This window comes from Pseudomonas sp. FW507-12TSA (assembly GCF_058781435.1).
Genome location: NZ_JBYSWT010000008.1, coordinates 48,254 through 59,952 on the forward strand (window position 1 = coordinate 48,254; position 11,699 = coordinate 59,952).

11 protein-coding genes are annotated in these 11,699 nt (G+C 64.3%); 2 read left to right on the top strand and 9 right to left on the bottom strand.

Annotated elements, in window-relative coordinates; translation table 11 throughout:
* Positions 1–250: 250 nt before the first annotated feature.
* Entirely contained in the window at positions 251–1,129 is an 879-nt protein-coding gene (locus AC3WK8_RS09885; protein WP_103324733.1) for a phytanoyl-CoA dioxygenase family protein, read from the bottom strand.
* 80 nt (positions 1,130–1,209) lie between these two features.
* Between AC3WK8_RS09885 and AC3WK8_RS09890 the strand changes: the two genes are divergently transcribed.
* On the top strand, positions 1,210–2,235 hold the full coding sequence (locus AC3WK8_RS09890) for a helix-turn-helix transcriptional regulator (RefSeq protein WP_103324732.1): 1,026 nt from the start codon (positions 1,210–1,212) through the stop codon (positions 2,233–2,235).
* A 62-nt stretch (positions 2,236–2,297) separates the two neighbouring features.
* Here AC3WK8_RS09890 and add read toward each other — a convergent pair whose 3' ends face one another.
* From add to AC3WK8_RS09905, 3 genes are read right to left on the bottom strand one after another with little or no spacing between them, the layout of a single operon-like run.
* Positions 2,298–3,314: an adenosine deaminase gene (gene add, locus AC3WK8_RS09895; protein ID WP_103324731.1), complete on the bottom strand. Its 1,017-nt coding sequence runs from the start codon at positions 3,312–3,314 to the stop codon at positions 2,298–2,300.
* Between the two features lie 4 nt (positions 3,315–3,318).
* The gene (locus AC3WK8_RS09900; protein WP_103324730.1) at positions 3,319–4,641 is read right to left on the bottom strand and encodes an MFS transporter; all 1,323 of its coding nucleotides are present in this window, start codon (positions 4,639–4,641) and stop codon (positions 3,319–3,321) included.
* A 33-nt stretch (positions 4,642–4,674) separates the two neighbouring features.
* Positions 4,675–5,760 (bottom strand): adenosine deaminase family protein, encoded by a 1,086-nt coding sequence (locus AC3WK8_RS09905; RefSeq protein ID WP_103324729.1) that lies wholly within the window; start codon positions 5,758–5,760, stop codon positions 4,675–4,677.
* A 192-nt stretch (positions 5,761–5,952) separates the two neighbouring features.
* Between AC3WK8_RS09905 and AC3WK8_RS09910 the strand changes: the two genes are divergently transcribed.
* Positions 5,953–6,915 (top strand): LysR family transcriptional regulator, encoded by a 963-nt coding sequence (locus AC3WK8_RS09910; protein WP_103324728.1) that lies wholly within the window; start codon positions 5,953–5,955, stop codon positions 6,913–6,915.
* A 179-nt stretch (positions 6,916–7,094) separates the two neighbouring features.
* Here AC3WK8_RS09910 and AC3WK8_RS09915 read toward each other — a convergent pair whose 3' ends face one another.
* The 5 genes from AC3WK8_RS09915 to AC3WK8_RS09935 form a co-directional block, all read right to left on the bottom strand.
* Positions 7,095–8,480 carry a flavin monoamine oxidase family protein gene (locus AC3WK8_RS09915; RefSeq protein WP_085597373.1) on the bottom strand — a complete coding sequence of 462 codons (1,386 nt, stop codon included), beginning with the start codon at positions 8,478–8,480 and terminating at the stop codon, positions 7,095–7,097.
* Positions 8,481–9,025: 545 nt separating this feature from the next.
* Complete coding sequence (locus AC3WK8_RS09920; RefSeq protein ID WP_085597374.1) at positions 9,026–9,535, bottom strand: hypothetical protein; 510 nt, start codon at positions 9,533–9,535, stop codon at positions 9,026–9,028.
* Between the two features lie 21 nt (positions 9,536–9,556).
* Positions 9,557–9,934, bottom strand: coding sequence for a DUF2750 domain-containing protein (locus tag AC3WK8_RS09925; RefSeq protein WP_103324727.1), 378 nt, complete (start codon positions 9,932–9,934; stop codon positions 9,557–9,559).
* Positions 9,927–10,517, bottom strand: a complete 591-nt coding sequence (locus AC3WK8_RS09930) for a hypothetical protein (protein WP_103324726.1) — start codon at positions 10,515–10,517, stop codon at positions 9,927–9,929. Before AC3WK8_RS09930 ends, AC3WK8_RS09925 begins: the two co-directional genes overlap by 8 nt.
* A 185-nt stretch (positions 10,518–10,702) precedes the next feature.
* Positions 10,703–11,599, bottom strand: coding sequence for a LysR family transcriptional regulator (locus AC3WK8_RS09935; RefSeq protein WP_085597377.1), 897 nt, complete (start codon positions 11,597–11,599; stop codon positions 10,703–10,705).
* Positions 11,600–11,699 lie beyond the last annotated feature (100 nt).

Here is an 11,699-nt window from a genome sequence, read left to right on the forward strand (position 1 = left end):
CTGCAGGCGCTTGGGCGCGAAAGTCGAGTATACCACCGGCTCCGGACCGCTCAGGGCCCCGCCGGGAGAGTGGATGCATCAGGCACGGACAACGTTGGAGCCGCGCAAGGCTACAGAATATCCCGGGTATTCAAAAGCTTATTCTGCCCGGTGCCTGCCCTTCACCACCCGAGCCGACTGACGGCCAAGCCCCCCAGCAGGCCCGATGCGCGAGCGCTCCGGGCCCTGGCTGGCAGGGCATGCTCGAACCTCAGTCGATGCCTTGCTCGGAAGACTCTTCCAGGACCCGCTTGGGGTGCATGCCGTTGACCATGCCCATGAACGGCGCATGGATCGAATACCCCAGCAGGCGCTGGATATGCTCGCTGCACTGGCGCACGGTATGGCGGGGAATGGACAGGCTGAAGTTCTCTTGCTGGCGCGCCCAGGGTTCGCAGTACTGCGCGGTCAAGGCCAGGCGCGGTGCCGTGCTGCGATTGGCCCCACCGCCATGCCAGAGAGTACCGAGGAACAACACCAGCGATCCCCTGGGCATCACCACTGGCCGCGCCGCTGCACGCTCGGCCGCAGTGGGCAGGCGCGCGTCCCACAGGTGGCTGCCGGGAATCACCAGGGTCGCGCCGTTCTGCTCGGTGAAATCGTCGATGGCCATCACCGTCGCCGCGCCATAGGGCGGACGCGGGCGAGCCATGGGATAGAAGGCATCGTCGTAGTGCAGGCTCTGGGCGATCTCTCCTGGCAGGATATTGATGGCCTGCAACTGGGAAAGCAGGTAATTGGGCGCCAGGATTCGATCCAGCAAGCCCAGCACCAGGGGATGCTCCACCAGCGGGTTGCAGGCCAGGGTCTTGGCGATCACCGCATACAGGCGCTGGGTCCGCAAGCCTTCGAAGGCATTGCGGCCGGTATGGGGCGACAACTGCGCCAGCAGTTCTTCGCGCATGCGGGTAACCTGCTGCTCATCGAACAATCGTTCGAGCACCACGAAACCATCGCGCAGCAGATCCTCCAGGAGCGAGTCCAGGCGCTGCGCCGGCACGGGCTCCTGGGTGCCGGCGGTCGAGGGATAGGTTCTGGCATAGCCGCTGCTCATGAAGTCATGCTGCTCGGGCAAGGTCTTGTCAGTCATCGCTGCACTCCCGGGTGGTAGGTCGCATCAATGTGCAAGACTAGAGGAGCCATCGCCAATGACGCTTTGCCTCAACTGACATGACCGACTGGATCGTTGCCCCGACCATCCCCGCGCGCTTCGCCCGCGAAATGCTGGCCCAGCTACGCCTCGAGCCACCGGCCCTGGCTGCGCTGTTGCAGCGCAGCGGCTTGTCGGCGCAAGTGCTGCGTGACGGGCAACGCATCGCCCCACGGCACTACCGGGCCTTGAGTCGCCTGGCCGTGGGTAGCGGCCATGACGAGGCCTTCGGTTTCTTCGCCCGCCCGGTGCCCCCGGGCAGCTTCGCGCAATTGTTGCGGCTACTGGTGCACCTGCCGACCCTGGCCGATGCCTTCGACGAAGCGGCGCGCTTCTATCGGCTGTTCGACGACTCGCTGCCCTGGCACCTGGAAAAGGACCACAAGAGCGCCCGCCTGGTACTGACTCCACGGACCGCAATCCAGGCCGATTCCGCCTTGTGGCCGCACATGCTGTTGCTCGCCCTCTGGCACACCGGCAGCTGGCTGGCGGGCCAGACCCTGGCGCTGCGCAAGGTGGTCCTGCCCGAGGCCCTCGTCGGCTTCGCCGCCCAAACCCGCTTCCTGTTCGGGCGCCAACCCCTGTGCGGCACGCAGGCCCTGCTGGAGCTGCCCGCGGCGAGCCTGCGAGCGCCACTCCTGCGGCGCCCCGAGGAGGCCGCGCGTTTTGCCCGTCACTTGCTGCAAACCCTGCTCTCCCCCGGCCCGGCGGCCAGTTTCGAAGCTCATCTGCGCGGCTTGCTCAGTGTCGCCGACCCCTTTGCCGGCCTCTCCGAACCCCAGGCCGCCGAGGCCCTGGGCATGTCGCGGCAAACCCTGGCGCGCAAGCTGGCGGAACTGGGCACCAGCTTCCTTGGCATCCGCGATGACCTGCGGCGCGACCTCGCTTGCAGCCTGCTGGTGCGCGGTTCGATGAGCGTCGCGGACCTGGCGCAGTTGCTCGGCTATTCCGAACCCAGCGCTTTCCAGCGTGCCTTCAAGCAATGGACCGGCCTGCCACCCGGCGCCTACCGCGGCGGCAAGCGCACAGCGGCTGACGACGACTGATCACCAGGCCCGGGAACGCAGTCCCGGCGCCTCGGATGATCGGCGCCTGGCCACCCTCCCCCCTACCAAGCGTCCACGTAATCGGTGATTTGCCGCAGGTACGCAGCTTTCCTCTCGGCCGGCAACCAGCTGACCTCGAAGGAATTGCGCGCCAGTTGCACCATCTCGGCGGGGGTCATCGAGTAGCTCTGCGCCAGGGCGAACATGTCGTCGGACACATAGCTCTGGAAGTACGCCGGATCATCGGAATTGACCGTGACCTTCACCCCGGCCCGCAGCAATTGCAGGATCTCGTTGCCCTTCATGTCGCCGACGAAACCATTGGACACCGGGCAGCAGGTCAGGCCGATGCCCTTGTCCCGCACATACGCCACCAGTTCCTGGTCCTCGACGATGTTGGTGCCGTGATCCAGGCGATCGACCTGGATATCCAGCAAGGCCTGGCGAATGTTGCCGATGGAATTGTGCTGGTCGATGTCGCAATGCATGGTCAGGTGGAAACCCGCCTGCCTGGCCTTTTCGAAGACCTCCTTGAATTTCCCCGGCGGGTTGCCGTTCTCGTCGGAATCCAGGCCGATGCCCAGGATCTGCTCGCGGTACGGCAGGGCCTGTTCCAGGGTATCGGCGGCCGATTGCGCGGACATGTCCCGCAAAAAGCACATGACCAGGGCGCTTTCCACGCCAAGGGCGGGGCTCTCGCGGACGGCCCGGTGATAGCCGTCGATCACGGTCGCGAAAGCGATGCCACGGCTGGTGTGGGCCTGGGGATCGAAGAACAGCTCGACATAGCGGACATTGTGTTCCCGGGCCTTGTGCAGGTAGGCCATGGCCAGTTGGTAGAAGTCCTCCTCCTGCTGCAGGACGTTCATCGCCGGGTAGTACACCTGCAGGAACGACGACAGCGAATCGAACCTGTAGCTGCGCTTGATCTCCTCGATGGTGCCCTGGCCGATATCGATCCGGTTGCGCTGCGCCAGGGCCAGCTTCAACTCGGGCTCCAGCGTCCCTTCCAGGTGCAGGTGCAATTCAGCCTTCGGCAAGCCTTTGACGAAGTCGTGGGTAATGGTGGTCGGTAGCATCGGGTCAGCCTCCTGTTTTTATTGTCACGTCGGATCCCGCACCTGCGGGTTCGCCCTCGCCACCGATCGGCTGGTGGACCAGGGTGTAGTAGGCCAGGGCCGCCACACAGGCCACGCAGGCCGCCAAGACGAAAGCCAGGGCAATGGAATGAGTACGGTCGATGATCCAGCCGCTCACCACGGGGGCGAAGGAGCCGCCGAAAAAGCCGACGAGGTTCTGGATGCTGCCCAGCGAGGCCACGAGCTGGCGCGGTGCGGCCACGCTCACCAGCCCCCAGGCAGAGCCTCCGGCCAGGTTGACGAAGAACATCGCCAGCGAGAGGCAGGCGATGCAGGCGACGGTGCTATCCACGAATACCGAGGGCACGCTGAACAAGGCGCCGCCCAGTAGCCCGACGATCAACGGCAACTTCCTGCTGGCGATCGGCCTGGCCCCGGCGGCGATCAGTCGATCGGCCAGCCACCCGCTGCTGAACATGCCCAGGGTCGCGAACAGATAAGGAACGGTCAGTGCCCAGCCGGTGCCCGCCACGCTCAGCTGGCGTTCGCCGGCCAGGTAACCGGGCAGCCACGCCAAGGTCAGCAGCACCATGTACATGACGCCGATGAAACCCAGGGCGATGCCCCAGGTGGTGCGGTGCCGGAACAGCCCCTTCCAGTCGGCGAAGCTGGCCTGGAACGCTGGGGTATCGGCCGTGCTGGCGACCTGGAAACAGTCCAGGTCTGCGCAGGTGCACTGCGTTGGCTGGCGATCGCGGTACAACACCAGCCACACCAGCGCCAGCAGGCCACCCACCAGGCCCATGATGACGAACATCCCACGCCAGCCGAAAGCCAGCATCAGGCCGGTCAAGAGCGGCGGCGCGATCATCGAGCCCAGGGTGGTGGAAGCCAGGAACGCGCCGGTCGGCAGGCCGCGCTCGCTCACCGGGAACCAGTCGCTGATCACCTTGACCCCGCCGGTGTATTGCGGTGACTCGCCAACGCCCAGGCAGGCCCGCGCCACCAGCAACTGCAACATCGAGGTGGCCAGGCCACAGACCGCCTGGGCGGCCGACCATGCCGCCAGGGCCCAACCGAGCACCAGCCGCGCGCCCTTGCGATCCACCAGGGCACCGCTGGGCAACTGCGCAAAGGCATAGGCCCAGGAGAAGGCCGAGAAGATCCAGCCCATCTGCGTGGCGGACAGCGACAGGTCGGCGCTCAACAAATGGTTGGCGATCGCCACCGTGCTCCTGTCGAAATAATTGACGATGCCCATCAGCATCAGCAGCACCACCGCCGTCCACTGCGAGCGGCGCAGGTGCCGGGTCTTGGCATGGCTCATCACGATGACTCCCAAGCGTCGCGACAGCCTGGACTAGGCGGCCCGCTCACCGATGTAGGACGGCTTGATCCGTGGCCAGACCTGGACGGTGAGCCGGTCGATTTCCAGGGAGAACTCCTGGTGCAACGTCCTCTTGGCGTCAGCGTCCAGCCAACAGGCATCGACCCCGGCCAGGGCCAGTTGGCGAGCCTGGTGGATGCCCCAGCCGCAGTGGCTGAACAGCTTGGTCCAGGAATGCTCGAGGTCGGTGTGGTGCAGGTAGGGATCGTCGGTGCCGATGTTCAGGCGCAGGCCGGCATCGTGCATCAGCTTGATCGCGTCCATGCGGTTGTCCAGGTTGCTTTTCTTGGCGGTGCACACGGTGACATTGAAGGCGATGCCCTGCTCCCGCGCCGCGATTACCGCTTCCGGGTCGGCCAGCAGGTTGTAGCCATGGTCGACACGATCGCAGGCCAGGGCCTCGATGCAGGTCCGCAGGTGAGTGGGCGGTGCCAGCGCCAGGGGCTGGTTGTCCTCGCAGACATGGGCAGTGCGCCGCAGGCCATGGCGCGCAGCCAGCTGGTAGGCCTCGATGAACCGTTGCGGCGGGCCCTTGCCCTCGGCGAAGTCCATGCCGATGCCGGCCACTTCGTCACGTCGATGCTCCAGCACTTGCTCGACCATGGCCCGGGCCACCCCTGCCGGACGTTCGCGGTCGATACAGGGAACCAGCAAGCTGGAAATGGCGAAATCGCGCCGGGCGGCGTGCATGCCATCGACCAGGCCATCCACCACCACGGGATAACGCACCTGGTTATCGAGGAACACCGTGGGGTTGAACGACAGCTCCAGGTGCCGGCAATTGCCCTTGCGCTGGGCGTCTTCCAACAGTTCGTAGGCCACCCGGGCAAAATCCTCCCGGTCCACCAGGCACTGCCCGGCCAGGCGCAGGAGCTTCAAAAAGCCCGGAAAGTCCCGGTACTGGTAGATCTGCCGGGCATCCCCGGTGGGCAAAGACAGGCCATGCTTGCGCCCCAGGGCAGCGAGAGTGTCCGGGCGAATGGCGCCCAGCAGGTGGATATGCAAGTCGGTCTTGGGAATACGCCGCAGGAAATCACCCAGCACGGGATCTTGAATCATGGTCGAGCGCCCCTCTGATCATTATTGTTGTTCTGTCATCCAGCAGGCTCTGGCGGGCCAGTGGCCACGGCTTGGTGTTTCGAGTATATGCCGGCAAATCAATGGAAAAAGTTGTTAATTCTGCATGTTCATTAGATTTTCATTAATGAGCTGGCAGACTCTCCGACAGTCCTTCGCGCCAGGAATACCCCCATGAATTCCAAGGAAACCAGTGGCGTCTCCAAGCGCCTGCTCGCTGCCCTGTCGTTGCGCCACCTGCACTACTTCGCCACCCTAAGCCGGGTCCTGCACTTTCGCCTGGCCGCCGAGGAACTGGCCCTGACCGCCTCCGCCCTGAGCACCTCGATCAAGGAGACCGAACGCCTGATCGGCGCCCAGCTGTTCATTCGCAAGGGCCATCAGGTCACCCTCTCGGAGATCGGCGCGGCGATCCTGCCCATCGCCGAGCACCTGCTGAACACCGCGGGCAATGCCGTGGCCGACATGGTCCACATCAGCCAGGAACGCCAGCAGACCATCCGCATCGGCCTGGTTCCGTCGGTGGCCCACCGGATCCTGCCCAAGCTCCAGGAGCTGCAACGACAACATGCCGACCTGCGTTTCGACTTCATCGACCTGCCCACCCGGGCGCTGATCAATGATGTGCGCAGCGCCAAGGTGGACTTCGGCATCGGTGCCGGCGATGCGACAGCCGGATTGCCCATGCACCGCTTGCTGGTCGACGAACTGGTGGTGGTGGTGCGCCAGGACGATCCGCTGTGTGCCGCCCGTAGCGCGAGCTGGGCCCAGCTCGATAACCGGCCGGTGGCGCACTTCCTGCTGGGCAGCGTCGCCGACCTGGCGCTGGGTTCGCCCAAGGCCCAGGAAGTCATCGTCAAGGCGGCGTACCGGGTCTCCTTCACCGAAACCCTGTACAGCCTGATCCGCGCCGGATTCTGTGTCGGCATCGTGCCTCGCCTGACCGCAGAAGGCCTGCTGTGCAACGAGCTGACCTGGCTGCCCATCGTCAAGCCGCGGATCCAACGTGACATCGTGCTGTTCGAAACCAGCCACGGGCCACGCACCCCCGCGGTCGCCACCTGCCTGGCCTTTCTCAAGGCCCAGGCTTGCCAGGCCGCCGAGGAACCTGCCGCGGATACTTCAGGAGCGCACTGAACATGCACCACTGCTTGACCAACGATCCGCAGCTACAAGCTGCGCTGGCGCTCCTCAAGCAAGTACTCGGCCCCTGGGGCAACTGATGGACGACTGGTCCGACAAGCAGGCCCAGGCAGGACAGCTGGCCCGGGTCTTGCGCGAACGAATCGGCGAACTGCCCTGAGCCGCCGGCAGGTTCAGACCGGCTCGCCCAGCACCCGACGCGCCTCGCGCCAGCCCGATAGCAGCGCGCCATGGACCGTCGCGCTGTAGTCCGGATGGGTAGCCTCCCCGGCGAACAGCAAGGTATTGCCGACCGGGGCCGCAAGATCCTGGCGGTCGGACGGCCGCGCCCCGACCTGGGGAAAGGAATAACTGCCGCGGGCAAAGGGATCCGCATGCCAGCGAGTGATGTGCATATCGCTCGGCAGCGGGATCGAGGAACCGAACATCTGGCGCAGGTGGGCCATGGCGTCGTCCTGGATCTCCTGGTTCGACATGCCTTCGAGCAACCGGGCCGGGGTGCCGCCATGCAGGGCGCAGAGCACGGGTTTCTTGGCGTAGTGGTTCAAGGGGTACCAGTTGGCCCACAGGCCCTTGTCGGTATTCAACTGGCTGATGATCGCGGCCTGGCCCCAGAACACCTCCGGGAACAGGAACACCGCCTTGTTGTAGACCCCCATGCCCAGGCGCTCGATGGCACCGCGCTTGGCCACAGGCAGTGCCGGCGAGAACGTGACTCCGCCTTCCTTGAGTACTCCCAGGGGCAAGGTGACGATCGCGATATCCCCCGCCAGCTCGCCATGGCTGGTAACCACGCGCACGCCCGATGGGTCATGCCGGATGCCGGTGACCCGATGGTTGAAGCGAATCTCCAGGCCTTCGGCCAACCGGTCCACCAGTTGTCCGTAGCCCTTGGGAAAGATCACTTCATGGCCATCGAAGCCACTGCCTTCCTGCAACCCCCAGGCAGCGATGTCCTGCGGGTCGGCGGCGAGCCCGTCCTCCAGTTCACGACTGAACAGCTCCATGACCGTGGCCTTCTCGGCCTGCGTACCGGCCAACCCGGCGAGTACCTGCAGCATTTCATCCCGGGCATTGCGCTCCGGCGCGGCGCCTTGCACTTTGCGCCCGAGGAGCTTGTTCGCCTGGTCCTGAAGTTGCGTGAGCCACTCCAGCTCCTTACTGCCCAGCTTGCGTCCATCGGCGTCGTAGACCAGGTTCGACGCAGGTCTTTCCACGTCATACACCACGGTCTGGATCCCCAACTGCCGGGCCAGGTTGGCGACCGGGTTGCCATCGACGCCATGGATCCAGGAGGCCCCCAGGTCCACCGGAGTATCCCGCCAACTGCGATTGGTCCATATCCGCCCACCGACCCGGTCACGGCCCTCGATCACCGTCACACGATGACCGGCCGCATGCAGCATCCTGGCGGCGGCCAGTCCGGAAATACCGGCACCGATCACCAGGACGCTCTTGGCAGCGGGAGCTGGCGCGCCCCTGGCAATGACTGGAGCCACCAATGGCGATGCCGCAAGCAGGCTCAACTTGATCAGGGTTCTACGAGAAAAATCAGGCATGGTCCAAACTCCAGGATTGAACAATCCGAATGGTCCAGCCTTGTACCATGCAGAAACTTGTATTCATTGGGCCTCGAGGTCCCATGCTCCACGCAGCAGACTTATCGAGGCTTCAAACAATAGCCGGCAACTTGCAACTACCCGACCGGAAGCACAGCAGAACCCAGCCTGAACTTCCCCATCTGGTTAATTCAATATCTACCTGATATCAAAAAGCAGTATGACTGCACGTACCAGACCAACCATAAGCGCTATTTCATTGGCGTCGGCCTTCAACCAGCAACTTGCATCGGGGCTCATAAGAACCTCATCGAAGTTAAATCTTGGTAAAAAATCGATAAACCCCGGCGTATCGCCGCAGCACTTGTTCGAACATGTCGGAATTGCAATGAAAGCCGCGGGCTATTGAGCCCGCTACATTAACAATCAGGAAAAGTGATATCTGTAAATATAAGTAAGAACAAGTTCGTTCATATTCACAGGATGCGCGAACAGGCCAGCCCATATCCTCGTTCATCGACGCGGGTGGACAGCGAGTACCAGGCTCAACGGACCACGGTCGCCCAATCGCTGTACTGTGCCGCGTGGACCCGATCGGACTCCTGCAACTGTCGCTCCCGGGCGTAGACCGGGTCTGCCGCGATCTGCCGCTCCTGGGCCGGGCTCAGGGCGATGCCATGGTCGATCCCCGCCTGCTCGAGGAATGCCTGGGCGGCCAGATAATCATGCAGGTCGATGATCGATGCCTGGGCACACTCCAGGCTCGCCTCCTGCCCCTCCTCGAAGTACAGCAACAGGTCCGAGAAGGCATACAGGTACAGGTTGCCCAGCACCTGGGCGCCACTGGCATCCTGCTCGTCCACCACCACGGCATCTAGCTCCGCTTCCAGGCCTTCGCAGTCCGGCGACGCCCCTCCACCCAGGCAGATCCAGGCCTGGTCGAGAAAGTCCCGGCAGAACCCGGGAACCGCCAGCGGCTGCGGCAATTGGAGGCTTGCCAGTCGATCAAGGGACTTCAAGACGACGTACAGCTGGATGCGCTCTTGTGCTTGCATAAAATCTCTTCGCTCCCGGGCTTACTGATACTGATCCAGCTCGTCGTGGATCAAGCCTGCCAGGTCATCGGGGCTGATGAGTACTCCTGGATGCGTCGGCACGGGGAATACCTGGCAGGCGCGGTTGTCCGCCTGCAACCCCGGCAACCATCTGCCACGAAACTCGTCGAGGGCGATAGGCCGCGCGCTAAAACCAGCCCAGGCGCCGGTGGCGCAGGACTCGGCCAGCGCGGCCTCGGGCCAGAAGGGCACGGCCTCGCCAGCATCGCAAGCCGAGGTGGCCCATCCGCTGTCGTAGAGTCCCCATGCCTGCTCGAAATCCACCAGCTTGCGCACGAAATAGTCGAGCCGCTCCTCGGGCCCCAGGGCCAGGAGATTGTGCAATTTGCGCTCATGCATTCCAGGCACCTGCCGCGAGCTGTCGAAGGGTCATCGCCGATATCCGGCCTGGCAGGTCATTGGCCATTGCTGGCACACAGTGCTGCTGGTTGTCCCAACGCAGTCGCGCGATCGAGCGCGGATCGTCCTGCTCGCCGCACTCCAAAAGCTCCAGCAGGCTCGAACACCAGGCAAGCTCATGGGCGATTTCCTGCTCCAGCGGTTCATCCAGCACATCGATGGCCTCGAGCACCTTGCCGACGGCCCAGCGAGCCTTGTCAGGTTCGCCCGCAAGCAGGCACTCGATGCAGTAGCAAGTACCGATCACCGCGCACTGGGCCTGGTCGGCCAACTCGTCGCTGAAGTCCCGGGTATCCGGGATCGCCTCGTACAACCGCTGGTGCAGCGCCTGCAACGGCAAGCCATGCCAGCGACCGACCTGCTGGAACAGCAGCTCCAGGACCTCGGCATTGACGTCCGTGCCCGAACGGTACTTCTCGGAAAAAGCCCGGTAGACCGGCACCAGCCGCTTTGCAGCCAGCAGGCAGAACAACCCGGCTTGCGCCCTGGGCATGCCCTGCAGCCTTCCATGGTCGAACATCATTGCAGCCACTCTCCCGCTCAAGCTTCCAATTCCAGGCGCCCCGCGATCAGCGGCAGGGGCGCGCCATGGTAGACAACCCAGCGCCCTTCCCGAAACCCTGACGGAATCTCTTGGCGGCTTGCACGGAGGCCATATCGGCCCTCTGCCGAAGCGCCAGGACCAACCAGCGGCAAGCCGCGCCCCGTTCAACTGCTGGAACACTCCTGCACTTGCTGGCGCAACCAGCGATGCACCTGGTCGTTGTTCACCCGTGGATGCCAGGCCTGGGAGAACTCGCCGCTGGGGGTCACCACCGGCAGGGTGAAGATGCTCAGCGGCAGCAGCGGCAAGGACCATTCGACGAAACGCCGGGGAATCACCGCCACCAGCTCCGAGGTGCTGGCCAACTGCATGGCCGCCTGGAAGCCGGGCACCACCAGCGGCACCTTGCGTTGCAGGCCGATCTTCTCCAGCTCCAGGTCCAGCGGCCCGCGGGTGCGCCCCCGACGCGAGACCGACAGGTGCGGATAGGACACCAGGTCCTGGGCACTGACATGGGCCAGGCGAGCCAGCGGATGCTGGTTGTTGACCACCCCGACGAAGCTGTCGATGTACAAGCGCTGCTTGTACACCTCGGGGCCCAGCGGCCCGGCGATGCCGATGTCCAGATCGCTCAAGCCATCGCGCAGGGCAGCGACATCCTCGTTGCCCTGGGACATGAAGCGCAGGGTGACATGGGGCGCCTGCTCGGCGACCCGCTGGCTCAGGCGCAAGGCCCAGGCACCGGTGAAACCGTCCTCGGCGCGCAGGGTGAACACCCGCTTGATGGTGCCCAGGTTGAGCTGCTGCTTGTTGCCCAGGACATTGCGCGCGTCTTCCAGCAGGTCATGGACCTGAGGCGCCAGCTCCAGGGCCAGCGGCGTAGGCACCAGGCGCCGCCCCGCCAGGACGAACAGCGGATCGCCCATGGTCTCGCGCAGGTTGGCCAAGCGCCGGCTCATGGCCGGGATGCTCAGGTTCATGCGTTCGGCGGCGCCGGTGACGCTGCCTTCGCGCAGCATCGCGTCGAAGGTCAAGAGCAGGTTGAGGTCGGGGAAGTTCATCGTGGCGTCTCGTTTGCATTTGGTGCAAATCTAAACTCCGTTATTTGCAATTTTCAATACACCTGGGCCTCTCTAGCATCCCGTCACAACCTAATCGTTC

What these genes read in the sequence shown, in the direction of transcription:
- AC3WK8_RS09885 (WP_103324733.1), bottom strand. Translation starts at nt 1,129, where the DNA reads ATGACTGACAAGACCTTGCCCGAGCAGCATGACTTCATGAGCAGCGGC.
- AC3WK8_RS09890 (WP_103324732.1), top strand. Translation starts at nt 1,210, where the DNA reads ATGACCGACTGGATCGTTGCCCCGACCATCCCCGCGCGCTTCGCCCGC.
- add (WP_103324731.1), bottom strand. Translation starts at nt 3,314, where the DNA reads ATGCTACCGACCACCATTACCCACGACTTCGTCAAAGGCTTGCCGAAG.
- AC3WK8_RS09900 (WP_103324730.1), bottom strand. Translation starts at nt 4,641, where the DNA reads ATGAGCCATGCCAAGACCCGGCACCTGCGCCGCTCGCAGTGGACGGCG.
- AC3WK8_RS09905 (WP_103324729.1), bottom strand. Translation starts at nt 5,760, where the DNA reads ATGATTCAAGATCCCGTGCTGGGTGATTTCCTGCGGCGTATTCCCAAG.
- AC3WK8_RS09910 (WP_103324728.1), top strand. Translation starts at nt 5,953, where the DNA reads ATGAATTCCAAGGAAACCAGTGGCGTCTCCAAGCGCCTGCTCGCTGCC.
- AC3WK8_RS09915 (WP_085597373.1), bottom strand. Translation starts at nt 8,480, where the DNA reads ATGCCTGATTTTTCTCGTAGAACCCTGATCAAGTTGAGCCTGCTTGCG.
- AC3WK8_RS09920 (WP_085597374.1), bottom strand. Translation starts at nt 9,535, where the DNA reads ATGCAAGCACAAGAGCGCATCCAGCTGTACGTCGTCTTGAAGTCCCTT.
- AC3WK8_RS09925 (WP_103324727.1), bottom strand. Translation starts at nt 9,934, where the DNA reads ATGCATGAGCGCAAATTGCACAATCTCCTGGCCCTGGGGCCCGAGGAG.
- AC3WK8_RS09930 (WP_103324726.1), bottom strand. Translation starts at nt 10,517, where the DNA reads ATGATGTTCGACCATGGAAGGCTGCAGGGCATGCCCAGGGCGCAAGCC.
- AC3WK8_RS09935 (WP_085597377.1), bottom strand. Translation starts at nt 11,599, where the DNA reads ATGAACTTCCCCGACCTCAACCTGCTCTTGACCTTCGACGCGATGCTG.